The 25622-nt window shown below is 39.8% G+C and carries 24 protein-coding genes; 15 read left to right on the forward strand and 9 right to left on the reverse strand.

The genetic code is table 11. The features are described 5' to 3' along the window. Positions 1 to 130 precede the first annotated feature (130 nt). Complete coding sequence (locus J2X77_RS12820) at positions 131 to 865, forward strand: hypothetical protein (protein WP_209577532.1); 735 nt, start codon at positions 131 to 133, stop codon at positions 863 to 865. Positions 866 to 1009: 144 nt separating this feature from the next. Here the strand turns inward: J2X77_RS12820 and galE are convergent, their stop codons facing one another. Next, complete coding sequence (gene galE / locus J2X77_RS12825) at positions 1010 to 2041, reverse strand: UDP-glucose 4-epimerase GalE (RefSeq protein ID WP_209577534.1); 1032 nt, start codon at positions 2039 to 2041, stop codon at positions 1010 to 1012. A gap of 174 nt (positions 2042 to 2215) precedes the next feature. Here galE and J2X77_RS12830 point away from each other — a divergent pair, with 174 nt between their 5' ends. Further along, on the forward strand, positions 2216 to 3460 hold the full coding sequence (locus tag J2X77_RS12830; protein WP_209577536.1) for a glycosyltransferase N-terminal domain-containing protein: 1245 nt from the start codon (positions 2216 to 2218) through the stop codon (positions 3458 to 3460). A gap of 36 nt (positions 3461 to 3496) precedes the next feature. Here J2X77_RS12830 and J2X77_RS12835 read toward each other — a convergent pair whose 3' ends face one another. From J2X77_RS12835 to J2X77_RS12845, 3 genes are all read right to left on the reverse strand, one after another. Further along, positions 3497 to 4945: a glyceraldehyde-3-phosphate dehydrogenase gene (locus J2X77_RS12835; protein WP_310081033.1), complete on the reverse strand. Its 1449-nt coding sequence runs from the start codon at positions 4943 to 4945 to the stop codon at positions 3497 to 3499. A 137-nt stretch (positions 4946 to 5082) separates the two neighbouring features. Then, positions 5083 to 6210 (reverse strand): radical SAM family heme chaperone HemW, encoded by a 1128-nt coding sequence (gene hemW, locus J2X77_RS12840; protein ID WP_310081035.1) that lies wholly within the window; start codon positions 6208 to 6210, stop codon positions 5083 to 5085. 316 nt (positions 6211 to 6526) lie between these two features. Beyond that, positions 6527 to 8404 (reverse strand): M1 family metallopeptidase, encoded by a 1878-nt coding sequence (locus J2X77_RS12845; RefSeq protein ID WP_310081037.1) that lies wholly within the window; start codon positions 8402 to 8404, stop codon positions 6527 to 6529. Positions 8405 to 8565: 161 nt separating this feature from the next. Between J2X77_RS12845 and J2X77_RS12850 the strand changes: the two genes are divergently transcribed. Next, positions 8566 to 9423 carry a hypothetical protein gene (locus J2X77_RS12850; RefSeq protein ID WP_310081039.1) on the forward strand — a complete coding sequence of 286 codons (858 nt, stop codon included), beginning with the start codon at positions 8566 to 8568 and terminating at the stop codon, positions 9421 to 9423. A 174-nt stretch (positions 9424 to 9597) separates the two neighbouring features. Here the strand turns inward: J2X77_RS12850 and J2X77_RS12855 are convergent, their stop codons facing one another. The 5 genes from J2X77_RS12855 to J2X77_RS12875 form a co-directional block, all read right to left on the reverse strand. Continuing rightward, positions 9598 to 11016, reverse strand: a complete 1419-nt coding sequence (locus J2X77_RS12855; protein WP_209577545.1) for a rhodanese-like domain-containing protein — start codon at positions 11014 to 11016, stop codon at positions 9598 to 9600. A gap of 11 nt (positions 11017 to 11027) precedes the next feature. After that, a complete protein-coding gene (locus tag J2X77_RS12860) occupies positions 11028 to 11843 on the reverse strand; it encodes a sulfite exporter TauE/SafE family protein (RefSeq protein WP_209577546.1) in 816 nt (271 codons plus the stop codon). A 64-nt stretch (positions 11844 to 11907) separates the two neighbouring features. Further along, a complete protein-coding gene (locus J2X77_RS12865) occupies positions 11908 to 12321 on the reverse strand; it encodes a DUF6691 family protein (RefSeq protein ID WP_209577547.1) in 414 nt (137 codons plus the stop codon). Between the two features lies 1 nt (position 12322). Further along, positions 12323 to 12883 (reverse strand): YeeE/YedE family protein, encoded by a 561-nt coding sequence (locus J2X77_RS12870; protein WP_209577549.1) that lies wholly within the window; start codon positions 12881 to 12883, stop codon positions 12323 to 12325. Positions 12884 to 12966: 83 nt separating this feature from the next. Then, positions 12967 to 13407: a hypothetical protein gene (locus J2X77_RS12875; protein WP_209577551.1), complete on the reverse strand. Its 441-nt coding sequence runs from the start codon at positions 13405 to 13407 to the stop codon at positions 12967 to 12969. Positions 13408 to 13580: 173 nt separating this feature from the next. On the opposite strand from J2X77_RS12875, the gene mutY reads away from it, so the two are divergent. The 12 genes from mutY (at position 13581) to J2X77_RS12935 (ending at position 25614) form a co-directional block, all read left to right on the forward strand. Next, positions 13581 to 14630: an A/G-specific adenine glycosylase gene (gene mutY, locus J2X77_RS12880; RefSeq protein ID WP_209577819.1), complete on the forward strand. Its 1050-nt coding sequence runs from the start codon at positions 13581 to 13583 to the stop codon at positions 14628 to 14630. Positions 14631 to 14649: 19 nt separating this feature from the next. Further along, positions 14650 to 15108, forward strand: a complete 459-nt coding sequence (locus tag J2X77_RS12885) for a single-stranded DNA-binding protein (RefSeq protein ID WP_209577558.1) — start codon at positions 14650 to 14652, stop codon at positions 15106 to 15108. Positions 15109 to 15339: 231 nt separating this feature from the next. Then, on the forward strand, positions 15340 to 16380 hold the full coding sequence (gene pheS, locus J2X77_RS12890; RefSeq protein ID WP_209577559.1) for a phenylalanine--tRNA ligase subunit alpha: 1041 nt from the start codon (positions 15340 to 15342) through the stop codon (positions 16378 to 16380). Between the two features lie 124 nt (positions 16381 to 16504). Then, on the forward strand, positions 16505 to 17080 hold the full coding sequence (locus tag J2X77_RS12895; RefSeq protein ID WP_209577560.1) for a TetR/AcrR family transcriptional regulator: 576 nt from the start codon (positions 16505 to 16507) through the stop codon (positions 17078 to 17080). 236 nt (positions 17081 to 17316) lie between these two features. Further along, complete coding sequence (gene rlmD / locus J2X77_RS12900; protein WP_209577561.1) at positions 17317 to 18726, forward strand: 23S rRNA (uracil(1939)-C(5))-methyltransferase RlmD; 1410 nt, start codon at positions 17317 to 17319, stop codon at positions 18724 to 18726. A gap of 10 nt (positions 18727 to 18736) precedes the next feature. After that, complete coding sequence (locus J2X77_RS12905; protein WP_209577563.1) at positions 18737 to 19135, forward strand: hypothetical protein; 399 nt, start codon at positions 18737 to 18739, stop codon at positions 19133 to 19135. A 199-nt stretch (positions 19136 to 19334) separates the two neighbouring features. After that, positions 19335 to 20087 (forward strand): hypothetical protein, encoded by a 753-nt coding sequence (locus J2X77_RS12910; protein WP_209577564.1) that lies wholly within the window; start codon positions 19335 to 19337, stop codon positions 20085 to 20087. A 193-nt stretch (positions 20088 to 20280) separates the two neighbouring features. Further along, on the forward strand, positions 20281 to 20976 hold the full coding sequence (locus J2X77_RS12915; protein WP_409050314.1) for an OmpA family protein: 696 nt from the start codon (positions 20281 to 20283) through the stop codon (positions 20974 to 20976). 311 nt (positions 20977 to 21287) lie between these two features. Beyond that, the gene (gene miaB / locus J2X77_RS12920) at positions 21288 to 22724 is read left to right on the forward strand and encodes a tRNA (N6-isopentenyl adenosine(37)-C2)-methylthiotransferase MiaB (RefSeq protein ID WP_209577570.1); all 1437 of its coding nucleotides are present in this window, start codon (positions 21288 to 21290) and stop codon (positions 22722 to 22724) included. A 36-nt stretch (positions 22725 to 22760) separates the two neighbouring features. Then, positions 22761 to 24032 (forward strand): sigma-54-dependent Fis family transcriptional regulator, encoded by a 1272-nt coding sequence (locus J2X77_RS12925; RefSeq protein ID WP_209577572.1) that lies wholly within the window; start codon positions 22761 to 22763, stop codon positions 24030 to 24032. A 9-nt stretch (positions 24033 to 24041) separates the two neighbouring features. Continuing rightward, the gene (locus J2X77_RS12930) at positions 24042 to 24557 is read left to right on the forward strand and encodes an LptE family protein (protein WP_209577574.1); all 516 of its coding nucleotides are present in this window, start codon (positions 24042 to 24044) and stop codon (positions 24555 to 24557) included. 13 nt (positions 24558 to 24570) lie between these two features. Further along, positions 24571 to 25614 carry a hypothetical protein gene (locus tag J2X77_RS12935; protein ID WP_209577576.1) on the forward strand — a complete coding sequence of 348 codons (1044 nt, stop codon included), beginning with the start codon at positions 24571 to 24573 and terminating at the stop codon, positions 25612 to 25614. Positions 25615 to 25622: the final 8 nt, after the last annotated feature.

The raw sequence follows: 25622 nt of genomic DNA on the forward strand, positions 1-25622 counted from the left end.
TCCATACGCTATTCACAACAAAGTCCCCTCAAAATTACAAGATTTACAATTGTCATTTTACTCAAATTTGGAAATCCTTAAAAATCAACAAGATGCTTGACAACAGGGCTTTACTGTGGTATCTTTAGGTATGGGAATAAATGATAATGGATTTATCAGGGGCCTGGTCGGTCCGCTGGTGAATAGAAAAGTTGGCAATAAAAACTACCTGCAGAGCAGACCACATCGTGTCAAACAGACTGATGATACCAAAAGAGCTAGTAAAGATTTTGGAAATGTAAGTCGTGCTGGCGCACTGATCCGGATGTGTTTCGGCGAAATACATCAAGGGCTTCATGATGGGCAGATGGGCAATCGGCTAAATAGGCAGATCTACCGGGCAATAAAAACAAATCTTGATTGCGAAAAGGGAAGCCGCACACCGAGCAACAGCATATTGGATAGATTGGTGAATTTTCAGTTCAATGAAAACTGTCACATGCAGGATTATTTTTTTATCGATCCGGTAGTTTCCCTGAACAAGAAGAAAGATCTTAAAATATCATTCCCGGAGTTTGATATCAAAAGAGCGCTGGTCCTTCCTGACAAATGCAATGCGGTGGTATTCAAATTTCATGCCTTCTCATTTGATTTTGATGAGTTTGAGCCCACAGAGATAAAAGAGGTAGAGTGGGAATACGATATTAGGTATAGAGAGAATGTGATACCGGCAAAAAACTTGATCATTAAATGTGGCGATTTTGCCGTTAGTTCAATATTTGTTGGGTTTACCATGCTCTATCTGGAAAAAGGGAGCTATCGGTCAAATGTACTCAATGAAGTAAATTTTAATCCAGCTTCTATTATGGCTGCTTTTCAGCTTTGAGATGGATAAGACGAGCTGCGGATCGGGGAGTTTTTTCTGCAAAAAGAGAAAGGATCCAAACAATCCAATTTACTATGACCAAAAATATGACCGTCTCAGTTCCCTGGACGGTCATATTAAATGTAGAGCTCAATGGGGTCTTATTTAATCCAGTGGATTTTCTTTCAGATTTTTTTCCCAAGCCCAAGCAGAAGCCATCATTTCATCAATTCCCAGTTCGGCTTTCCAATGCAGTTGTTCCGCAGATTTGGTCACATCACCATAAACCTTGATGACATCGCCATCCCGGCGTGGGCCAATTTCATAATTCAATTTTTGACCGGATGCTTTTTCAAACGCTTTGATGGCTTCGAGTACTGAATACCCCTTGCCGGTACCCACATTGAATACATCATATTTCCCGTTCGGATTTCCTTTGTCCAATAAGTTGATTGCTGCAACGTGTGCTTTTGCCAAATCAACCACATGGATATAATCCCTTACGCACGAGCCATCTATGGTGTCGTAATCGTCACCGAAAACTGTTAGTTTTTCTCTTTTACCGATCGCGGTCTGTGTAATGAATGGTAATAAATTCTGGGGCACACCGTTTGGCAATTCGCCTATCAGTGCGGACTCATGTGCTCCAACGGGATTGAAGTAGCGCAATGCAATAATATTATAGTTATCGTATGCAGTAGCTGTTTCTTCGAGAATTTCCTCCGCAATTTGTTTGGTATTACCATAAGGGGAAGTAGCTCTTTTGACAGGTGCACTTTCATTGACAGGAAGTGTATCTGGTTCGCCATATACAGTACAGCTTGAAGAGAAAACAAAATTAATCGGCTTATTTTGATAAGCTTCTAACAAATTGATTAATGAGAAAAAATTGTTGTGGTAATATTTTAAAGGTTTTTTGACAGATTCGCCTACAGCCTTTGACGCGGCAAAGTGGATAATCCCTGATATATCCGTATTTTCTTTAACAAATTCGTTCACACGGTTTGTATCACACAGGTCAAATTGGTGAAATTCGGGTTTAACCCCGATAATCTTCTCAATCTGATCCAAAATCTTGATGTTTGAATTGGATAGATCGTCTATGATGACAGGTATGTATCCTGCTTGATGTAGTTCGACTACGGTATGCGAACCGATGTAACCCGTTCCTCCTGTGACTAATATTTTTTTGTTCATTATTGTTGATTATAGTAAGTAAAGTCTTTCTGTCTTGCAGGTAAGGCAAAATATGAGATATTGTTCCCTATGCTTCGGCACGCGGATAATTTTGATTTTTATTTTCCACTCATGGCTTCCTTTTAATGAAATGGGTTTAATATCTTTGACTAAGATAAACATTATTTTAAAAACATGCGTTTGCTTTATTCAATTGGAATCGTTCTTTATGGACTCTTACTGCGTATTTTAGCTCCTTTTCATGGTAAGGCCAGGCTCATGGTAACAGGGCGGAAAGACTGGTATCAAAGGATGAAACAAACGGTTGATTCTACCCAAAAACATATCTGGTTTCATTTTGCTTCGTTGGGAGAATTTGAGCAAGGAAGACCTGTTTTGGAGTCTGTAAGAAATACGTATTCTGATCATAAAATAATTGTAACATTTTACTCTCCCTCGGGCTTTGAGATCCGAAAAAATACGGCTTTGGCCGATTATGTGTTTTATCTTCCCTATGATACTGCACAGAATGCGCGACTTTTTCTTGACCTCATCAACCCAAGCTTCGCCGTATTCACGAAATATGAATATTGGTATTATTTCTTTGAGGGTCTGTATAGACGGGGCATTCCTTTGTTTTTGATCTCAGCAATATTTAGACCCGATCAGATCTTTTTTCAGACATATGGTAACTTTTTTCTTAAGATTTTAGGCTATGTGACTTACTTTTTTGTGCAAAATGAAGAAAGTGTACGTCTTTTAAAAGAATTTGGGATACGCAACGCCGGGCTTGCAGGAGATACCCGATTTGATCGGGTAGTAGACCTCCCTAAAAGTAAGAAAATGATTCCTGAGGTCATCCAATTTGTTGGTGAACATCCAACGTTGGTGGCTGGAAGTACCTGGCCACAAGATGAACAAATGCTAAGAGAATTGTTTGCGGATTATCCGGCCTATAAACTCATCTTGGCTCCGCACGAGATTCATGAGTCACATTTGGCGAGTATTTTCGCTCTTTGGCCAAATGCGCTCCGCTTTTCGAATATGGCTAGTTATGATGCTGTTACAATAGCGGATGCTCGTGTATTGGTTATCGACAACATTGGTATGCTTGCTTCGTTGTATGGTTATGGCCAAATAGCCTATATTGGTGGTGGATTTGGGGTGGGGATACATAATACGCTGGAGGCCGCAACTTATGGCATACCGGTTCTATTTGGTCCAAATTTCAAAAAGTTTCAGGAGGCGAAGGATCTTGTACAGAATGGTGCGGGTTTTTCTATTGAAAGTGTTAAAGAACTCCATAAAGCTTTTGCTGCTCTTCAAGATTGCGCTTTCCGCCAGGAAGCGGGAAAGTTGGCCCGTGAATACGTGCTGCAGAACGCTGGAGCAACACCGATTATTATGAAATACCTTAAAAGTAATCTTGTTAAAGTATAAGCGGCGGCTGTACAGCTACCGCTTATGTTTTACAGTTTAATAGTAAGTATATCTTCTTACACCGGTTATATGGCGGGATAAGCGCATTACCTGATGTGAGTATCCATATTCATTATCGTACCAGATATACAGAACAATGTTTTTGCCGTCTGCCGAAACTATTGTTGCCGGAGCATCGACTATGGCAGCGGCACTGGTGCCAATGATATCCGATGAAACAAGTTCATTGTTTTTGGAAAACATAATCTGTTCAACAAGGTTACCCTGCAGCGATGCCTTGTTTAAAAGGGCATTGATTTCGTTGACCGTAGTTTTGGATTTGATTTGAAGATTTAATATCGCCAAAGACCCATTTGGGACGGGAACACGAATAGCGTTTGAAGTCAGTTTGCCCGTTAGCGAAGGCAACACTTTTGCAACGGCATCCCCTGCTCCAGTTTCGGTGATGACCATATTGAGTGCGGCGGCCCGGCCCCGCCTGGATTTCTTGTGCATATTGTCGACAAGATTCTGGTCGTTGGTATAGGAGTGTATGGTTTCAATATGCCCTCTATCTATTCCTATTGTATTTTCAAGTACAGCTAAAATGGGAGATATCGCATTAGTGGTACAAGAGGCCGCGGAAAAGATCTTATGTTTTTGCAAATCGCTATCATTTTCGTTGACCGCATATACGATATTTGGGACCCCTTTACCGGGAGCTGTTAATAATACTTGTTCGGCGCCTTTGGATTTCAGGTGGCGACTAAGTTCCTGCGCATCGCGAAAAGCCCCTGTATTGTCGATGATTAAAGCATTTTCTATACCATAGACTGTGTAATCAATATCCTCGGGTTGTTTTGCGGAGATCAGATGGACGGTAATTCCATTGATGACGAGTGCCGGATTTGCTATATCGGCCTGCACATCGCCTTCGAATGCACCGTGTATGGAATCCGTTTTTAATAGTGCCGCTCTTTTCAGAATCGATTTGCTATCATTGACGTCGCGAATTACAATGGCGCGGAGACGAAGCTGCTGTCCCGCACCGGTGTTAAGCATAAGTTCGCGGGCTAGTAAGCGACCGATACGACCAAAGCCATAAAGCACCACATCACGTGGCTTCAATTTCTCCTGTTGATGCATGTCCTGTAACTCCGCAGTGATGAAATTGTGTAGGTCATTAGCGGAAAAGGTTTTTTTCTTGGCCTGTAAAGTGAGTTTCCCAAGGTCAATACGAGCGGGAGAAAGTGGCGATTTTTCCAATAGCTGTGCGATTTGCAGTGTGTCAAGAATGTCGACCGGCTCGTCGGTAAGCAGGGCACTTTCCTGAATCAGGTTTAGGATAGCACTCGGTTTTGCATCAAAGAGTCGATTTCGAAAGAATACGAGCTCTACGGCGTGGTTATACCACAGGTTGCTGACAATTTGAATTAAGTTTACGGCAGCATTATGTTGCTCTCTGTAACTTTTGATCTCTAAGTCAAAAGATGGCTTGTGTGACATAATAATTTTATAATAGATTATGTTACAAACATAGGACAAAGTAGATAGAAAACTGTCTTAAATTTCCATTTTCACAATTTTTAGCGCTAAATCGCTTTTTTTATTAATGATTTTATAAAATATAATATCTTTATTTGCTAATCTTCTATTATAAATAAACCAGACATGATACGATCGGCCATTAATTTGCCCGCATCTGTTAAACGTAAGTTGTTTGGCTCCAAAATAAGATTCTTTGCTGCTATAAATGGTTCAGCTTCTTTTAAGACGCGGTCTTTAACGGATCGTCCAAACTTACTTTCCAGTGCAATTAGATCTAGTCCCCACATGGTTCGCAACGATGTCATGATATTTTCATTGATCTGGTCAAGCGTGGAAAGCTCCTCAATTTCCAGGGGGAGTTGGTCTAAATTAATGGATGTCATATATTTAGCATTATTAGAAACATTCCAGGACCTTGAAGTTCCATTGAATGAATGAGCTGAAGGGCCGATGCCAAGATAATGTTTGCCTTTCCAATAATTTGTATTGTGACGAGCATAAACGCCGTTTTTTGCAAAATTGGAAATTTCGTACTGCTCATATCCCGCGGATTTCAAGGTATGAATAAGAAGACTCATCTGATCAGCTGCCTGATCAGAATCTATGGCTGGAGTTATCCCTTTTTTTATAAAGTGGTCTAATGCTGTTTTCTTTTCCACAGTCATGGAGTAGGAAGAAATATGAGGAATTTCAAAGTCAATCAGTTGTTGCATATTATGACGCCATTTTTCCGTTGTCAATAACGGATAGCCATAAATAAGGTCACAGGTAATATTTTCAAAGCCTGCATCTTGCACGCGCATTATCGATGTGACTGCTTCCTGTTGATTATGCGCTCTGTTCATCCATTTGAGATCTTCCTCAAAGAATGACTGTATACCTATGCTGAATCGATTGATTGCTGTATTCCGCAGACTGTTTACTTTGGCGGCATTTAGATCGTCTGGATTGGCTTCTAGTGTAATTTCAGCGTGATCTGCAATATCAAAGTGCTTCGCGATCGTCTCGATGATCCGCGCGATCTCATCCGCTTCCAATAAGGACGGTGTGCCGCCGCCAAAATAGATAGACTCGATCTTTTTGTCTTCCAAATACACTGCTCTAAGCGCAATTTCCCGTTTTATAGCATTGATCATCTCGCTTTTGTACTGAAGTGAAGTGCTAAAATGGAAATCGCAATAATGGCAAGCCTGTTTACAGAATGGGATATGGACATAAATCATAGGTACAAATATACCAAGACCTAATCAACTTGGCTCTTTATTCGTATGATTTCTTCTCCTATAGGCTCTTTTCGGCTCAATACGTGTTGTATTTCACTGGATAGCCCTTAAAAGTAGCCATCCATGTATTGGCTTTAGCGTAGGATGAATATTTTATGATGTCCATTACGGGCAGCCAAGCAAGATGGATTTGCGATAATGGGTATCCAATTTGCGACGAAAGTGTCCAAATAAAAAAACAGCTTCCAAACCGTATTGAATATACTTGGATTGGAAGCTGTTTTTTGTCCTTTATGCTGCGATAGCCTGTGTTTCGTTATTTGCCAAAGGTGTTATTTGACGATTCTACATCTGCCAAGCGCAGTGAAGGATCAATTGTTACTGCTTTTGGTGTCTTTGATAGCGAAATGGTATAATCGGGTTTAGTCCAGAACCAGTCTTCGAGCACGGTTCTTTTAACACCTTTGTAAATGTCAAAATGTTCTTCCGGTTTTTCTCCACGCATTTCACGCAAAGGGATATAAAACAGTTCCTTGCTTCCATCGGTGTATTCTACGAGAACATCCAGTGGCATGGCAAAATTAGACTTGTTAGCCAAAAGAATTTCTTTATCTGTTACTTTTTCAATGGCGTAATCGATTTGACGGGTGGTATTGATAAACAGGTTGAAATACCATTTCAGGTTGATCCCCGAAACTTCTTCAGCAACGCGTTTGAAATCATTAGGGGTCGGATGTTTAAACTTCCAGAGATCATAAAATTTCAGAAAGGTTTTCTCTAAGTTTTCCTGTCCAATAATATAACCCAGCTGCTCTGCAAGTACAGCACCTTTGTTGTATGCTTCGTTGCTGTATCCATAATTGGTGTTATAATAATCGGCCAATAAGCTCATGGGTTCTTCTTTACCAGAAAGCGCTAATTTGTAATAACCACGGTAAGCTGCAATTTGCGGGTTAGATGCTATGGCTCCTCTTTTTTCAAAGATATGCTGCATGGCAAGCTCTTCGACATAGGAGGTAAATCCTTCATCAAACCATTCATCTACAGTTTCGTTGATTCCAAATAATTGCTGGTACCAAGAGTGTGCTGATTCGTGGAATATTACACCAACAAGGCTTTTTAGATTGCGTCCACCGGTGATCAGCGTAGCGGTACCATACTCCATTCCCCCATCGCCACCTTGAATGATGGTATATGTTGGCCAAGGGTATTTTCCAAACTTTGCACTACAGAAATCGAAGAACTCGGTGGATAGACCTATCGCTGTTTTCCAATTGGATATCACTTCTTTGTCGGTTGGCAAAAATACGGTATACACTTTTATTCCGTTTTTACTTGAAGCTGAATCTACGACAAACTTGGGATCCGCGGCCCATACAAAGTCATGGATATTTTGGGCCTTATAATGCCAGGTGGCTTTATTGCCGTCTAGTTTTATCTTTGCCTTCGGTTGATAACCTTTTACCTCTGCTGGGTTCTGAAGAACACCTGATGCACCGACTACATAATTTTTGTTGAGCCGTATGGTCACATCGAAATTACCAAAGGGAGCAATGAATTCACGGCCTGTATATTCATCTAAATGCCAGCCGAATTCATCAAATTGAGCCATTTTTGGATACCATTGCGCCATAGAGAGTGCTACTCCTTCGGCAGAATTTCGGCCTGTTCTTCGGATTTGTTCTGGCACTTGGGCGGTCCACTCCATGTCAAAACGGGCTGTTTCGCCATCTTGTATAACCGACGGTAGAGTGACCTCCAAGATGGTCCCATCAATTTTAAATGAGGTATGAGCCCCATTCATTGTTAAGCTTTTGATTTTTTGATAACCTATTTGATTGGTTTGGAGCTCTCCGATACGGCTTTGATATATTGGTTTTTCTTTCGTACCTACATTAACCACCATGCGCTTGTCGGGATCACTGATGTTTTTTAAGCGATAATCCATCATCGATCCTGGTTGAAAAGCATTGAAGTATAGATGGAAATAGACCTTTTTTAGGGACTGACCTGAATTATTGCTATACTTCAAGATCATTTTTCCATCGTATTGATATGCTTTTTCATCCACTTTGACGTCCATTTTGTAGTCAACTTTCTGTTGCCAGAATCCTTTCCTTTGGGCCTTCACTACTGCCCCCCAAATATTGAATACACATGCAAGTGTAAAAAAGGATATAATTTTAATTTTCATGTCTCAAACTTACAAAATTGTCTCAATAAATGGCGCTTATAGGTGCTTGATGACGCTAATGTCATCAAATCTTGACGAAAATCCACCATTGGATGTGGAATTGGCTTGGTTTTGGTTATGGGATTTATTTATTGAGTTAAAATCAATTTTACTTTTTATTTATGGATAATCTATATTATAAGCCCTCTGGAAAGGCTCCTGCATTGGCTATTGTTGGTTCCCTGATACTGGGTACTTTGGGTGCCATTGTATTGGCTATTGTTTACATTGCTTTACAATGGTTTATACCCATTATTTACTTTAATGTATTTATTACCTTAGGTTTTGGTGCTGGAATATTCTATGTGCTGAATTTTTGTTTCAAACAATGGAAATTAAGGAATAGGGGGATAGCCATTTTGATCACATTATTGGTCGCCATTTTAGCCTTTTATGCACAGTGGGCTCTGTTTGTATCATTAATGTACAATGCGGAAGGAACAATGGGCGGAGATACCTGGGTAAAATCGTCTTTCAATCTTGAAGGTTTTAAAGCTTTTTTCTTACACCCGACATTTATTTGGGAAGCGATGCAAGGTTTAAATGAAGTAGGTACGTTTACCCTTAAAAAGAGCCCGGTTTCGGGCGGTATGTTGTGGGCCGTGTGGGCTATTGAAATGGGTATTATTTTGATTACTCCAATCATTATGGCTTTCCGCGGCATCACTATCTATCCATTTTCTGAAAAAGACGAAGTATGGATGAATAAACGCGCTTTGCCGGGAAGGTTAAAGTATGTGGCTGATAAAGATACCGTAGTCAGCTCGTTGGGCAACCATGATTTTGCCTATGTATACGACTATCTATCGGAAGAAGAAGAACATCTCTCTTTTGCTACCGCTGAATTATATGAATCTGAAACGGACGACCATCAATATTTGACCATCTATAATCATCAATTTACGGAAAAGAAAGGCAAGCTGGAAGAAAAGAAGGATGAGGTGATTGAGTTCTTGCGAATAAACAGAAATAGTTTGTAGACTAGTTGGAAAGGTAATCTAATCGGGTGCCTTTCGGCTCTGCTTCGCCTTTTGTTCGCCCCTTGTTCGCCTTGCGTACTCCTTTTCTCCACCTTGCGCCCACTGTGCGCCCACTTATTAGGTGGACGCACAGTGGGCGCAAGGTGGGCGAACAGTGGGGGAACTCCGAACCAGTTACGAATAAGGGGCGAATGAGTCGGCAACAAGAATACCGCCCTTTGATTTCCATTCATTAATAGAAGGGCTATAAATTTTGACTTCCTTAATACCATTTTTCGCCAATATCGATGCCGCTATGGTTGCCCGGTCTCCCGATTGACAGTGGAGATATAGCTGTTTACTTTGGTCAACTTTGCTGAGGTTGTCCTCAATTGTTCCAACAAAGAGATGTGTTGCATTCGGTAAATGGCCCTCTGCGAACTCACTGGCATTGCGCACGTCTAGAATTTGCGTGTCAGATTTGTCCAAAGCGCTCCTCATTTCTTCAAACCCGATGAGCTGTTGATGCGCTAATGCGATGTCTAAACTGGGGATTGCATCCGGTGTAATATATCCGGTAACGTGATCCAATCCGATGCGCATAAGTTTACGTGCAACGTCGTCCAATTGGTTTTCTTCTACAATGAGTATAAAAGGATCGGAGTAATTAAGTATCCAGCCTGCCCAAGTATTAAAAGTCTTGTTGTTTTGAATATTGACGCTACCTGGCAGATATCCCTTTGCAAAGTCGGACTTGTGTCGTGTATCAATGATTGTTGTTCCTTGGATGTATAAATCAAGAAAGGCATCATTCGTTAACCTGTTGTATCGAGGTACTTCTGTTTGTAACGGCCGCACTATTTTGTTGAGTTTTTTCATCATGGCAAAGTAGCGTGGTGGCTCGGGTTGTCCTGATAAAAGCTCATCTACAAAAGCTCCTTCATTGTTTTGGTATTGAAGTGCCCAATTCCGTATTTTTTCATAACCAACGGTCGAACTGGGGACGGCGCCGAGTGCCTTTCCACAGGCGGATCCGGCGCCATGAGCAGGCCATACCTGAATATGATCGGGTAAAGTCAAGAAATATTGCAACGAACGGTACATTTGGTGTGCTCCAATCTCTTTGGTTCCGATCATTCCAGCCGCATTTTCCAATAGATCAGGGCGGCCAATGTCCCCAACAAATACAAAGTCACCAGTAAAAATCATAACAGGTTCCATCGTTGCCGGTGTATCGACCAATACAAAACTAATACTCTCAGGTGTATGTCCGGGAGTATGGATAACCTTGAAAATAAGGTTTCCAACTTGAAATTGATCGCCATCTTTTAATCCTTTATGTGGAAATGCGTATTGCCAGTCCGCCCCACCTTCATCGGACAAATAAGGTTGGGCACCTGTTAATGCGGCCAATTCCAGTGTGCCTGATAGGTAATCGGCATGGATATGTGTTTCCGCAATATGCGTTATGATCAGATTATTCTTTTGTGCAATCTCAAGATAGGTATCTACATCTCTTTTGGGATCAATAACAATAGCTACTCCTTTTGCCTGACAGCCAATGATATAACTCGAATGAGCAAGAGATGATTCAAAAATGTGTTGAAAAAACATAACGTGTGATTTTAATGATTTACAAATTGCATGAATTCGAAAGCAAAGATTAGGGTGCCGATGCTAATTAAAAAATATCCAAAAATACCTTTCAATTTAGCTGCATCTAATTTATCTTTCCATTTGGAACCAATTTGGAGGCCTATTAATGTGATTAATGTAAAGGTTACTAATATAAACCAATTCATATGTTGTAAGAAATGATAATTCGCGATCAAGCCGAATGACGCGTTTAATCCAATAATGAACAGAGAAGTGGCAATAGCCTGCTTCAGTGGAATCCCTAAAAGTAATACTAGGGCTGGTACAATAATGAATCCACCTCCTGCACCGACCAAGCCCGTCATAATGCCAACCAGTGAGCCGACAAGGATAACGTTGAAAATTTGTGCAGGTCTACCCTTGAATGTTGCGTTCTGTACCTGTTTTTGTCTTCGTACCATCGCAGTCGCAGAAATTAATATCACGATTGCGAACAATAGCATGATGATATGGTTTCTGGAAATCTCCATACTCCCGATGTTGAATGACTCGGGTATAGAAACGAGAAGATAGCGCTTGGTGAAATAGACTGAAATTAGCGAGGGAAGTAGAAAAATAGTTGTGGTTTTCAAGTCAATTTCCCTCTTTTTTAACGGATAAATTGATCCGACCAAGGCTAATATTCCAATAGAAAACAGCGAATAGTCCAATGCATATTGAGGTTCAATATGGAAGATATAGACAAATATGGGGAGTGTTAGGATGCTTCCGCCGCTACCCATTAGGCCCATAGATAGCCCGACGACGACAGCTAATGTAAATCCAGCTATAAATATTAATTCCATTTTCTCTTGCTAAAAATTTAATTTTTGATGGCGTGGGCTTTCAAAATAGTAGACTACCTGTAGGTTAATGGGGCAATTTGTTGCGCAAGATACCGTAAATCCATGTACCCAATAAGGCAAACAATAGTACAATGCCAATCGTCCAGTAACCGGCTCCGATCAAAGCAAACATGGGGCCTGGGCAAGCACCAGTCAGCGCCCAGCCCAAACCAAAGATTGTGCCGCCCAACAGATACCGGGTAATGCTTTTATCTTTATCTGCAAAGTTAATGTGCGCTCCGTGGCTGTCCTTAATTTGTTTCCTTTTAATGATCTGTACAATAATAATGGCTGTTGTTAGCGCTGTTCCAATGATACCATACATGTGAAAGGAGCGAAATTGAAACATTTCGTATATTCTATACCATGATGCAGCTTCCGACTTATATAAGATAATGCCAAATAATATGCCTATTAATATGAATTTTAATGCTTTCATTTTATGCAAAGATTAAGGGAAATAAAAAATGGATCATGATTATTCCACCTAGGAAGAAGCCGATTACAGCGATCAACGATGGAATCTGGAAGTTGCTGAGCCCTGAAATGGCATGTCCAGAAGAGCAGCCGCCAGCATACCGCGTTCCAAAGCCGATTAATATACCGCCGATACTTAAAATTAGGAATTGAAACAGAGATCCGTTAAAAACAAAAATGGATTCGGGGAGGTAACCTTGTATATGGTCGATAATACCCAGTTCTTTCAGATCTGCCACACTTTTCGCATGGATTTGTGTTGGTGTGCCGTCGTCGAGAAAATAATGTGCGATAAAACCTCCGATAACGGTTCCGAGTACCAGCAGAAGATTCCAGGATTGTGTCTTCCAGTCGAACCTAAAAAAAGATGAAGTTTTGCCCGCACCTAGTACAGTGCACATTGTACGTAAATTGTTGGACATGCCAAAATCCTTACCCTGTTTGAGCAGAAGGTACATGACCAGTGCAATTAAAGGACCTGAAATATACCAGGGCCACGGTTGTTTGATGTATTCCAATAACATAACAATGTTCTTAAGTGATGTTACAAAGGTACATACTGCCTTTGCAAAAGCCTGTAACAAATGTTACTGAAGGAACAAAGAATTTATAGGTCGTAATATTCGATATCGGCTGCCCTCAGCGCCTCGCTCAACAGTGGAAGATCATCTTCCTTTTGGAACAATTTGTTGCGCCATGTTCGAAAAGCCGGGCCTTTGACCGGGTGGATGATAATTAGGTTGCCGCCAGAGCGCTTCAGATTTCGGATATACGAAATACTGCTTAAAGGAAAAACGACTGTTTTCTTGGCATTGCTGATGCGGAGTACTTCTTCTTCCAAAATCCATGTCGACGATAATGTCGAACACTTAATGGCCAAGTATAAGGCAAAAGGGATCATTAAAAGAGCGATAATAATCTTGATGATTTCCTGTACCGGAACTTTAGACATGCCTATTCCAATGAGCAGGATTGAAGTCAACAATATAAACATGTATTTTCCACGGTGCAATGTCGACAAGTGAAATGTCTGCGAATTACTCTTCATATTTTGATAAACTTCCCTTTGGCGTCAATATAGGAAAAATTCTCCAAGTCTTCCCTTCCATGTGTCTATCCATTTTTAGAAACCTTCGCTATTGTGGATAAATTAATATAGTTATAGAAACCTTGGGATGAGGTAATGCTTGGAATAGGCAAAAATTATGCATTTTTGTGTCTATGATATTTGGTGAAGAATTGCAGGCATGGTATCAGGAGCATAAGCGAGATTTACCATGGAGAGAAACACATGATGCGTATAAAATATGGCTTTCGGAGATTATTCTGCAACAGACGCGGGTGGAGCAGGGCATGCCGTACTACTATCGTTTTGTGGAGCGATTCAATACCGTAGTAGATTTTGCAAATGCGGATGAAGACGACATTCTTCACCTCTGGCAAGGTTTGGGATATTACTCCAGGGGGCGGAATATGCATAAAGCGGCTCGAATTGTCCGGGATCAATTCAATGGGATTTTTCCAGTGGATTATAAGACCTTACTAAGCCTTCCTGGTGTAGGGGAATATACTGCTGCAGCAATATCTTCTTTTGCTAATAATGAGGCCCAAGCAGTTTTAGACGGAAACGTATTTCGTGTACTTGCACGCTATTATGGAATAGAAACTCCCATTAATTCAACGGAAGGGAAAAAGGTTTTCGCTGCGATAGCGAAAGAAAATCTGGATCAAAATCATCCCGCCCAATATAATCAGGCTATTATGGATTTTGGTGCGATCCATTGTAAGCCTAAGCAACCGCTTTGTGAGCAATGCATCTTTCGTCTTTCATGCTATGCCTTTACACGCGGCGAGGTCAATCAATTGCCTGTAAAGCTTAAAGGCAAAGGAAGCAGAGATAGATATTTCAATTATTTTATTTTAAAAGATAGCAATCGTCTTCTGATGTCTAAACGCGGTGAAGGTGATGTTTGGCAGAATCTGTACGAGTTTCCACTCCTGGAATCAGATCATACGATGGATATTGTTGATATTCTGAACGATGAGTGGTTTGTGTCTTATTTTGGGAAAGATGCTGACCTGAGCATCTTGCAGCAGCAGACTAAGCATATTTTAAGCCATCAGAATATTTATGCCACATTTTTTGAAGTGCGGTTAAAAGGAGATTTAATTCAAAAAAAATCAAATTGGGATTATGTAATTCTAAAAGATTTAGATAAATTAGCTAAACACAAGTTGATCTTTACTTTTTTGGAAAGGTCAAATTTTTAACCATTTATGCTTTTAAATTATGTCAGGAGTTAACAAAGTCATTTTAGTGGGACATCTTGGAAAAGATCCCGAAATTCGTTATTTAGAAGGCAATGTCTCTGTTGCCAGTTTTCCATTGGCAACATCAGAAACCTATAATAAAGATGGAAAAAGGGTGGAGCAAACCGAATGGCACAATATTGTTATGTGGCGAGGTCTGGCTGACGTGGCTGTGAAATATCTAACAAAGGGGAAGTTAGTTTATATTGAAGGCCGATTAAGGACGCGTACTTATGAGGATAAGGAAGGTATTAGACGATACGCTACGGAGGTCGTTGCAGAAACTTTTACACTTTTAGGTCGTAAATCAGATTTTGAGCCGAACACTGGTGCAGGTGCGGGCAATACATCCAATACGCAAGCACAAAAAGCGGAAGATAAAGAAGTTGAAGTTGATTTTACCGAAAATGATCAAGAGGATAATCCCTTACCATTTTAATCTGTAATAAGTTATGGTTATGTAAAAACTTGACTTTGGTAATCAATCGATGATAGTTAGAAGAGCAGGCAAATGAGTCTGCTTTTTTGTTTATTGGACATTTTTGACTACTCGTACCGCGTAATTGGCTGCAGTTCGTTTTTTAGTTGTCTAAATTGATGTTTTTGTTCATGATCGGCGAATGCCCAAAATTTCTTTTTCGACGAAATTTTGGCTATGTTTGCTCTAATTATGTTGCAAGATAGAATTACGCAGTATACTGAGGAAATTAAGGCGTTTTCGCCGACTTCTTCAGCCGATGTAGAAAATTTCAGATTGAGGTTTTTGGTTTCAAAAGGGATTGTGAAGAATCTTTTTGATGAATTCAAAACCGTTACACCTGAAGAGAAACGTACTTTGGGTAAAGTGTTGAACGAATTTAAGCAGTTGGCAGAAAATACGTTTAAGGAAGCACAAGAAAAATTCGGACTTGGAGAGAAGCAAAAATCCGAACAGCTTGAGGGCGACTTGACATTACCGGGGCAGGGATTTCAGCTAGGATCTAGACATCCAATCTCCCTGGTTCGTAAAGAAATTGTTGAAATTTTCAAGAAATTAGGTTTTATTGTTTCGGAAGGTCCAGAAATCGAAGATGACTGGCACAACTTCTCGGCGTTGAATTTCCCTCCCGAGCATCCTGCGCGTGATATGCAAGATACTTTCTTTATCAAGAAACAGGAAGGTAATGATATTACTTTAAGAACGCATACTTCTTCCGTTCAGGTACGTTTAATGGAAGCTGGCAAACCTCCATTCCGTGCCATTATGCCCGGTCGTGTTTATAGAAATGAGGCTATTTCGGCCCGTGCACACTGTTTCTTTCATCAGGTGGAAGGTTTGTATGTAGACGAAAATGTTTCTTTTGCTGATCTGAAACAAACCTTATATCATTTTGTCCAAGAAATGTACGGGGAAGGTACTAAAGTACGTTTCCGTCCTTCATATTTCCCTTTTACGGAGCCTTCAGCAGAAATGGATATTTCTTGTACCATTTGTAAAGGTGCTGGATGTAATTTGTGTAAATACTCTGGTTGGGTAGAGATTTTAGGTTGTGGTATGGTGGATCCTAATGTTCTTGACAATTGTGGTATTGATAGTAAAAAATACGCTGGCTTTGCATTTGGTATGGGTATCGAACGTATCACTAATCTGAAATATGTAATTAAGGACTTGCGTCTTTTCTCTGAGAATGATACCCGTTTCTTGTCTCAATTTGAGACGGAATTAATATAAATTAATGTTCAAAAACAATTATTGCATCATATTATTCTCCATTATGACGAAGTCTGGGAATAATGTGATGCTTTTTAGTCTTTGATCTTGTCGCTGAAATTCGATATGCCTATTATAAAATTACATGGAACCAGATCATATCATTGAATCAATAAAAAGAACGGCACGAGAGCTTTTTCGTCAAAATGGTTATCATAAAACCAGTGTGAATACTTTGGCGAAAAAGGCCAAGATAGCAAAAGCTACTGTGTACAAATATTTTGATAGCAAAGAAATGATTTTGCATGCCATCTTGATGGATTATCTTCGCGCGAGCTTGCAGGATATTTTAAAAACGACCAAATATGAAGATGATATGGCTTCTTTTTTGGGTTTTACGATTTTGCGGGTAAGCCGACTAACCTACACCGTTTGCAATGAGTTGATCGGATGGGAGTTTATTCGGGAGTCTGCGAATGCTCAGGAATACCTAAAAACCCTTTCTGAAGATTTGGAGTTTCTGCTCTTAAGTACATTCATTCAAAATGAAAAAATTAATGAAGCGATTAGTGAAGAAAAGTTGACCTTTCTGATTAAATCCAGTAAAAGTATTGTATTTTCATTTGCGTTTACTGCGGTTTCGGATGCTGATGTGCGTAAAAATTTTATTTCCTTTCAGAAGGAAATCCTGCCTTACCTTGTTCAGGCAACTGTTCAATAAGTTCCCTTTAACGCTGTCATTCTTGTTCCAATGGCCGGGACTCTCCTCTTTCAATGTTTTTTCTTTCTTGTGATTTGCTTTTTTTCATATTTACGTTTGTAGATATTCGATTGCGCTATTATAGCCTATACGAAGCCGATAGCACGTGAAGAGTTCCTTTATAGTCGTGATAATCAATGCTTATAAATAATTTGTGCAGGTGAAAAATCGTTATAAAAATTGTATTTTTGCATCCTATGAGTAGAAGAATTCCACAAGATAAAAAGTTCTTGAAAGATATTGCCATCATTGATATTGCCGAAGAGGGTAGAGGTGTTGGAAAAACCGAAGATTTGGTTTTGTTTGTTGAAAAAGCTGTTCCGGGAGATGTTGTTGACGTGGAGCTTATGCGCAAGAAAAAGAATTTTGCAGAGGCTCGTGTAACTGCTTTAAAAGAGGCCTCGTCTTATCGTGTAAATCCTTTTTGTGAGCACTTTGGAGTTTGTGGCGGATGTAAGTGGCAACATATGACATATGATGCTCAATTGAAATTTAAGCAACAGTCTGTCGATAATGCTTTATCGCGTATTGGGAAGGTTGATACCTCTGCTATGGAAAGTATATTAGGCTCGGTGCAAACAGAATATTATAGGAATAAATTAGAGTACACTTTTTCAAACAAAAAGTGGTTGACTTCTGTGGATGAAGATGCGTCTGTATTGGAAATGAATGCTTTGGGATTTCACGTGCCGGGACGTTTTGATAAAATTTTAGATATTGATCATTGCTATCTGCAAGAAGACCCTTCAAATGAAATTCGCAATGCAATTCGTGATTTTGCACTTGGCCAAGGCATTACGTTCTACGATTTGCGTGAGCATACAGGTGTTTTGCGTAATTTGATTATCCGTATTTCTTCTACTGGCGAGATGATGGTGATCGTTGTTTTTGCTTATCCAGAAGAGGGGCAGGTAGAATTGCTGATGAATGATGTCAAAGAAAAGTTCCCACAAATCACTTCGCTATTATATATTGTCAATCAGAAACGCAATGATACGATCTTTGACCAAGATATCCATATCTACGCGGGGCGTGATTTTATTTATGAGGAGATGGAAGGATTACGGTATAAAGTTGGACCTAAATCTTTCTATCAAACGAATTCTGCACAAGCTTACGAGTTATATAAAATCACCCGTGATTTTGCCGGTCTGAATGGCGATGAATTGGTATATGATTTGTATACGGGTGCTGGTACGATAGCAAATTTTGTTGCTAAGCAAGCTCGAGAAGTTGTGGGTGTAGAGTACGTTCCTACAGCTATTGAAGATGCACAAGTCAATTCGTCCATCAATAATATTACGAATACAAAGTTCTATGCTGGAGATATGAAGGATGTTTTGACCCCTTCCTTCATTTCCGAACATGGTAAACCTGATGTAGTGATTACAGACCCGCCACGTGCAGGAATGCATGCCGATGTTGTGGCACGTTTGTTGGAAATGGAATCTCCGCGTATCGTATATGTGAGTTGTAATGCTGCGACGCAAGCGAGAGATCTTTTGTTGTTAGCGGAGAAATATGAGGTAAAGCGTATTAAACCGGTGGATATGTTTCCGCATACGCAACATGTTGAGAATGTCGTCTTATTGGAGTTGAAAAAGTAATTGTACCATTATGGAAGTAGAAGATTTATTTGCAGGGTCTGCAAGAGAAGAAAATACAACATCTACAGGACAAAGTCCATTAAAGAGCCTGCAGGTCGATCTCGATTTTTATAGTGAATCAATCCGCGAGGTAGCGTTAGAAATTGTGGAAGAAGGGTATTCTGAATATCCCATTTTTATAGCTCATCAGCATGAAGTCTCTGTTGGCGAGGTTATATTGGATCGCAAAGAGCTGGATACAAAATGGACAATTAATGCGTCTACATTGGAAGAGTTCGTTTCGATGGATATCATACAGGAGGATCGCAAATCGTCCTTCATTCAGAACTATAAACCTGCTAAAGATTTTATGTGTCTGTTTGTTGTCGTTGCGGAGGGGGCCAATTTTGTTTTTTATCCTTACAAGTAGCGGACATAAGAATATTTAAACTTTTTTAACAGTACAAGTGTCCAACTATTATTAATTTTAGCCAATAGGTAACGTGTAAATTACAATATTGTACGATTGAAAATAAGTGTGCATGCGATCTTGAGCATGCGCTATTGGATTCAATGAAACTGCTGCTACACGCTAAAACTAATCGGGATAATTGAAGAGAGCTAATAGGATGAAAATATTACAGATACAGATAGTAGGTTTTTTTTTACTTTTATTTACCTATTTCGGCGCTACTGCTCAGCAACAGCAGAAGGTTTCGGGTATGGTTTTACAAAAGGGTAACGGTAATCGCATTGGAGATGCGGTGGTAATTAATCTCCGTACGCACAGATCAACGCTGACCAATTCTTTTGGTGTTTTTACCATCGATGCATCAGTAGGAGATTCGTTATCTTTCACTAAAGTGGGTTATTCCCCTGTAAAAACCGTGTTAACCAATTTGAATGAGTTTTATGTGGAATTGCAAGAGGGCATACGATTGGAGACTGTCATTGTTGAAAGGAAAACGAAAGAAGCTGAATTAAACGATGCTATGAATAACTATTCCAAAAAGGGTGTTTATAATGGCGGTAAAAATAAGTTTGGAACTTATTTGGGTAGCCCTGCCACTGCACTTTATAATCTTTTTGGGCGAGAGGCTAAAAACGCAAAGCGCTTTGGACGATTCATGGATAGAGAGAAAGAGGAGTTGCAAGTTGACCGTATTTTTTCCCGTGAAGCTGTTAAGAATCTAACGAAACTGGATAGTGCTGAGCTGGATGCTTTTATGATACGTTATCGCCCATCTTTTGATCTCGCTGAACATTGGGGACAATACGATCTGATGCATTACGTGCAACAGTCTATGGAAGATTTTGATGCAAAGGGGAGACCTAAAGGTTCATTATTGCCAGATATTGAAGTGAAGACACAGGAGAAGTAGAACAGTTTATGCTCGAGCTCATGTTCTATTTTAAATAAATATGAGTAGATAATGTAGCGTTTTGACTGCATGGAGGAAGTTTAATAGCGCTTTTTTCCTCGTTTGGTAACAAAAAAGTTGATAAAAATATCTTTTGGCACTTAGTTTGATTTTAGTAGAGCTGTATTAGTTTAAATATAAAGTCTTAGATCGCATACATATGAAAATGAATAGAAAATTGGCTGTATTTGGTTTGACAGTCGCAACCTCAGCTATGTTATTTGGAAGTTGTTCTACCATCCAAAATACGAATAATGCCACTAAAGGCGGAGTCATTGGTGGTGTTGCCGGGGGTGCATTAGGTGCATTAATCGGTGGGAAAGCCGGTAATACGGCAATTGGTACTTTGGCCGGTGCTGCAATCGGTGGCGCTGCTGGTGTATTGATTGGTAAAAAAATGGATAAGCAAGCAGCTGAGATTTCTAAAACTGTTGAAGGAGCCGAAGTTACGCAATCTGCAGAGGGTATCGTTGTTAAGTTTGATTCAGGTATTTTATTTGACTTTAATAAATCAGACCTTAAAGCGTCAGCCAAAGATAATATTGCTAATTTGGTCACTACATTGAATAAAGAACAGGGTACTGAAATTTTGGTAATCGGACATACCGATAATGTAGGTTCACTGGCTGCAAATGAAAAGGTGTCTTTGGACCGTGCGAATTCAGTGCGTGCTTTTGCAGTATCTAAAGGTTTGGCCTCATCACGTATCCGTACTGAAGGCAGAAATTTCTCTGAACCAATTGCAAGTAATGATACAGAAGCTGGACGTGCACAAAACCGTCGGGTCGAGATCGTCATCGTAGCGGGCGATCAAATGAAAAAAGAAGCGAAGCAACAAGCAGGACAATAACTCGATTTAAGACGTTCGTCTTTCCGATTTGTTCTATTTGATGTTCAATCATAAAAAAGCGTTGATAAACTCAACGCTTTTTTTTTGGAATAAAGTGGGTAAAAATTTCTAATGTGATTCATTTAGACCTGAAATGTGACAAATCATAAATCATATTTCTGTCTGACAAACTGTCATTATATGGATTTAAATTTCTAACTTTGTAATCTTTGAAACAACCATTGGTTGGAAATTAATTCATCAAATTATGGATTTCTGAACGGGTTGACTTCATTAAATAATAAAAATTATATTCTATTGAATAGCGAGCTATGCTAGATTTAACACATACCACTAAGGAACACGACGAATCTCGTCAGGGTGAGGCATTATTATTGGAACAGGATCCGACTTTAAGCACTGGACGTAAACTTTATATTGAAAGTTACGGTTGCCAGATGAATTTCTCGGATAGTGAGATTGTTGCTTCTATTTTGTTGGATAAAGGATTTGAGACTACCAAGAATTATCAGGAGGCTGATGTTGTTTTTATTAATACCTGTTCGATCCGCGAGAATGCCGAACAACGTGTTCGTAACCGGTTAAAGGAGTTTGAAGCTGCTAAAGCAAAGAATCCTGGAATGATCGTTGGTGTATTGGGTTGTATGGCCGAGCGTCTAAAGTCGAAGTTTCTGGAAGAAGAAAAATTGGTTGATGTTGTGGTGGGACCAGATGCTTATCGTGATCTGCCTAATTTGATTGATCAGGTTGACGATGGTGCTAAAGCCGTAAACGTTTTATTATCAAGAGAGGAAACGTATGCTGATATCAATCCGGTTCGTTTGAATTCAAATGGCGTCACCGCTTTCATTTCAATTATGCGCGGTTGTGATAATATGTGTTCTTTCTGTGTGGTTCCTTTCACACGGGGTCGCGAACGTAGTCGTGATCCGCAGTCTATTGTGAAAGAAGCTCAAGATCTTTTTAATGCGGGCTATAAGGAAGTTACGTTGTTAGGACAAAATGTCGATTCCTATAAATATACTGCTCCAGTAGCAGAAGGCGATGTTCCCAGCGAAACTGTCACTTTTGCTACTTTGCTTACGATGGTTGCGGAAATCAGTCCACTTCTGCGTGTTCGTTTTTCAACTTCTCATCCAAAAGATATTACAGATGAGGTATTGTATGCGATAGCATCACATGAAAATATCTGTAATTATATTCACTTGCCCGTGCAGTCTGGGAATTCCAGAGTATTGGAATTGATGAACCGTACATATGATCGTGCGTGGTATATGGAGCGTGTGGATGCAATTCGTCGTATTATACCGGATTGTGCTATTTCTACCGATGTCATTACTGGTTTCTGCACCGAAACGGAAGAAGAGCATCAGGATACACTTTCTATGATGGACTATGTGAAGTATGATTTCGCTTATATGTTTGCTTATTCGGAAAGACCGGGCACATTGGCGGCGAAAAGATATGCAGATGATATTCCTGAAGATATTAAAAAACGGCGCTTGACGGAAGTTATCAATAAACAACGCGATCATAGTTTATATCGTTATCAACAATTTGTTGGAAAAGTCTGTAAGGTACTCATTGAAGGGTTTTCAAAACGATCTGAGTTCGATTTTTGTGGACGTAACGACCAAAATGCATTGGTTGTCTTTCCAATAGATCCTCGATTTAAGCAAGGTGATTATGTGAATGTCCTTGTTGAATCATGTACATCTGCGACGCTGTTAGGGAAAATTGTTGATTAAGCTAACTTAGATTATTTTATTTCCAACTGGAAATTTATGGATAACCAAGATATAAAGAATAGATTTGGAATTATCGGTAATTCGCCATTGTTGAATCGGGCAATTGATATTGCGCGGCAAGTGGCTCCGACTGATATTTCCGTATTAATACAAGGTGAGAGTGGTAGTGGTAAAGAAGTTTTTTCGCATATTATCCATCAATTGAGTTCACGTAAGCATGGCCCCTTTATTGCGGTCAACTGTGGGGCTATACCAGAAGGAACCATTGACTCTGAGTTGTTCGGTCACGAAAAAGGTTCTTTTACGGGAGCACATGAAGCTAGAAAAGGCTATTTTGAAGTTGTTGACGGTGGAACGATTTTTTTAGATGAGGTGGGTGAGTTACCTTTGGGTACGCAAGCACGATTGTTACGCGTATTAGAATCAGGTGAGTATATAAGGGTCGGATCATCCAAAGTGCAGAAAACAAATGTGCGTGTAGTTGCCGCTACAAACGTGAATGTTTTTGAAGCTGTACAAAAAGGTAGATTTCGCGAAGATCTTTATTATCGTTTAAATACTGTACCCTTGCGTGTGCCCTCTTTACGTGAGCGTCCTGAAGATGTCAACTTGTTATTCCGTAAGTTTATTGTGGACTTTTCTGAAAAGTACCGTACTCCGGGCGTTCAATTGACGGACGATGCTCAGAATATGCTACGCAACTATAGTTGGCCTGGAAATGTGCGTCAACTGAAAAACGTTGCCGAACAAATCGCTGTTTTGGAGAAAGAACGTGTTGTAGATGCGTATACACTTCAAAATTATTTGCCCAATGAATCCCGGACGAGTCTTCCTGCAGTGGTTCCGTCAAATAATGGAGGGAAGGAGGATTTTTCAGAAAGAGATTTGCTGTATAAAGTTTTATTTGATATGAAGAAAGATATGGTTGATCTGAAAAAACTGGTGGTTGAATTGATTCAGAAGGGCGTTGACTCTAGCACATTTGATCAAAATTCTCCATACATTAATCAATTATATCAAGAGATCGAGCCACACTTGAAATCGGAGCCGGAAAATTATACAACACCGACTTTGACGATACATTCGCCGGCAAATGCTGCAAATGTGTTAAAAAATCCTGTTTCAAAGGATGACTATCTGCAGGATGCAGAAGAGGTGGAGGAATCTTTATCACTTGTTGATAAGGAATCTGATTTAATCAAGAAGGCGTTGAAAAAACACCGTGGTAAGCGTAAAGCTGCCGCACAAGAGTTGGGAATTTCTGAAAGAACTTTGTATAGAAAGATTAAAGACTTAAATTTAGATTAGGGGTTACAGATGTTGTCAAAAAAAATAGTATATACTTTTCTCACGACAATCTTTTTGTTTGTCATGAATAGTTGTGGGGTAAAATATGGATTTACTGGTGGGTCTATTCCTGAGGGAATGAAAACCGTTAATATTCAATATTTCGAAAATATCGCTCCATTAGTTTACCCGACATTAAGTCAGAATTTTACGGAGGCACTTAAAGAGCGTATTCGTAATCAGTCTCGATTGAGTCAGGTGAACCAGGATGGTGACGCTAACTTTGAGGGGTTTATCACGGAGTATACGATAAGTCCTGCTGCTGTTGAAGCGGGGACTGATCGTGCTGCTATGAATAGATTGACGATCACAGTCAAAGTGACTTATCATAATAAAATTAATCCTAAGGACGACTTTGAACAGCCATTTACACGTTTTAAAGAGTTCGCTGGAAACCTTCAGAGTGCACAGGAAGAGACTTTGGGTAAGGAAATTATTCAAATGTTAACGGAAGATATATACAATAAAGCTTTTGCTAATTGGTAACTCTATTTATAAGATGAATCTTAATGTATCATTACCCAATAAGGAGCTTTTTTTTCGAGCACTCAACTACCCTGATACGGTAGAGGAAGATTTGATTTTGGCCTTGATTGAAAAATACCCTTATGCACAGAGCTTACGATTCGTTTATGAACGTAAAGTTTTTGAGAAACATCAAACTGTTCAGAATTTATCTTCCACGCTGTTATATGCTTGTTCCCCGAGTTGGCTTTATGAATTTGTGCATGTTAAATCTGCCGTAGATTCTGAAGCAATAACGCAATCGGATGAATTATTAGTGGATGAGGAATCTATTGGCGATGATCGTATTGTCGAAATTGCGGCCGATGGAGGAATAGAGGAGGATGAGTTGAATCGTTTGATTGAGGTTGGAGTTGCAACAGATTATTTTCGGTCGAATAATCAACAGGATGTAGCTATGGGTGATTTGCAGGAGTCTCCAGTTGTGGCCACGGCTCCTCAGGAATCTGTTGCCAACGAAAGTAATGATAGTCAAGAGCATGTTTCTGTTTATGATGATGATACGATGCCATACAGTTTTTTGTGGTGGCTACATAAAACAAGATTGGAGTATGCTCATACTTATCAGCCCTACGTTAAATCACCTTTGAGCCCAATGAAGCCATCAAGTGATGATGTCGCTAAAATTCACGAAAAATTAGATAGTCAGCTATTAGATCAACAGATCCGTGAGAATATTTTTCATTTGCAACCGCCTGAGGCGAAATTAAGTGATGAGGTTAAAACAACAGTCGCTTTTCAGATACCGCGCAAGTCTGACAAGGTCATTGAGAAGTTTATTCGCGAAGAACCTATCATTCAACCGCTACAAGCGGAGAAGTTGGATTTAGAGAATAAAGCCAGGAAAAGTTCGGAAGATCAGTACTCACTCGTTACCGAAACGCTTGCAAAAATCTATGTGGAACAGGGCTTATATCCAAAGGCAATAGAGGTTTACAAAAAATTAGTTTTGAAATATCCAGAAAAAAATGCTTACTTTGCGGCACGCATAACAGAATTAGAAAAGAAATTAAATTAATAACATAA

Source organism: Sphingobacterium sp. 2149 (assembly GCF_031455655.1).
Lineage (GTDB): Bacteria > Bacteroidota > Bacteroidia > Sphingobacteriales > Sphingobacteriaceae > Sphingobacterium.

What these genes read in the sequence shown, in the direction of transcription:
- J2X77_RS12820 (WP_209577532.1), top strand. Translation starts at nt 131, where the DNA reads ATGGGAATAAATGATAATGGATTTATCAGGGGCCTGGTCGGTCCGCTG.
- galE (WP_209577534.1), bottom strand. Translation starts at nt 2,041, where the DNA reads ATGAACAAAAAAATATTAGTCACAGGAGGAACGGGTTACATCGGTTCG.
- J2X77_RS12830 (WP_209577536.1), top strand. Translation starts at nt 2,216, where the DNA reads ATGCGTTTGCTTTATTCAATTGGAATCGTTCTTTATGGACTCTTACTG.
- J2X77_RS12835 (WP_310081033.1), bottom strand. Translation starts at nt 4,945, where the DNA reads ATGTCACACAAGCCATCTTTTGACTTAGAGATCAAAAGTTACAGAGAG.
- hemW (WP_310081035.1), bottom strand. Translation starts at nt 6,210, where the DNA reads ATGATTTATGTCCATATCCCATTCTGTAAACAGGCTTGCCATTATTGC.
- J2X77_RS12845 (WP_310081037.1), bottom strand. Translation starts at nt 8,404, where the DNA reads ATGAAAATTAAAATTATATCCTTTTTTACACTTGCATGTGTATTCAAT.
- J2X77_RS12850 (WP_310081039.1), top strand. Translation starts at nt 8,566, where the DNA reads ATGGATAATCTATATTATAAGCCCTCTGGAAAGGCTCCTGCATTGGCT.
- J2X77_RS12855 (WP_209577545.1), bottom strand. Translation starts at nt 11,016, where the DNA reads ATGTTTTTTCAACACATTTTTGAATCATCTCTTGCTCATTCGAGTTAT.
- J2X77_RS12860 (WP_209577546.1), bottom strand. Translation starts at nt 11,843, where the DNA reads ATGGAATTAATATTTATAGCTGGATTTACATTAGCTGTCGTCGTCGGG.
- J2X77_RS12865 (WP_209577547.1), bottom strand. Translation starts at nt 12,321, where the DNA reads ATGAAAGCATTAAAATTCATATTAATAGGCATATTATTTGGCATTATC.
- J2X77_RS12870 (WP_209577549.1), bottom strand. Translation starts at nt 12,883, where the DNA reads ATGTTATTGGAATACATCAAACAACCGTGGCCCTGGTATATTTCAGGT.
- J2X77_RS12875 (WP_209577551.1), bottom strand. Translation starts at nt 13,407, where the DNA reads ATGAAGAGTAATTCGCAGACATTTCACTTGTCGACATTGCACCGTGGA.
- mutY (WP_209577819.1), top strand. Translation starts at nt 13,581, where the DNA reads ATGATATTTGGTGAAGAATTGCAGGCATGGTATCAGGAGCATAAGCGA.
- J2X77_RS12885 (WP_209577558.1), top strand. Translation starts at nt 14,650, where the DNA reads ATGTCAGGAGTTAACAAAGTCATTTTAGTGGGACATCTTGGAAAAGAT.
- pheS (WP_209577559.1), top strand. Translation starts at nt 15,340, where the DNA reads ATGTTGCAAGATAGAATTACGCAGTATACTGAGGAAATTAAGGCGTTT.
- J2X77_RS12895 (WP_209577560.1), top strand. Translation starts at nt 16,505, where the DNA reads ATGGAACCAGATCATATCATTGAATCAATAAAAAGAACGGCACGAGAG.
- rlmD (WP_209577561.1), top strand. Translation starts at nt 17,317, where the DNA reads ATGAGTAGAAGAATTCCACAAGATAAAAAGTTCTTGAAAGATATTGCC.
- J2X77_RS12905 (WP_209577563.1), top strand. Translation starts at nt 18,737, where the DNA reads ATGGAAGTAGAAGATTTATTTGCAGGGTCTGCAAGAGAAGAAAATACA.
- J2X77_RS12910 (WP_209577564.1), top strand. Translation starts at nt 19,335, where the DNA reads ATGAAAATATTACAGATACAGATAGTAGGTTTTTTTTTACTTTTATTT.
- miaB (WP_209577570.1), top strand. Translation starts at nt 21,288, where the DNA reads ATGCTAGATTTAACACATACCACTAAGGAACACGACGAATCTCGTCAG.
- J2X77_RS12925 (WP_209577572.1), top strand. Translation starts at nt 22,761, where the DNA reads ATGGATAACCAAGATATAAAGAATAGATTTGGAATTATCGGTAATTCG.
- J2X77_RS12930 (WP_209577574.1), top strand. Translation starts at nt 24,042, where the DNA reads ATGTTGTCAAAAAAAATAGTATATACTTTTCTCACGACAATCTTTTTG.
- J2X77_RS12935 (WP_209577576.1), top strand. Translation starts at nt 24,571, where the DNA reads ATGAATCTTAATGTATCATTACCCAATAAGGAGCTTTTTTTTCGAGCA.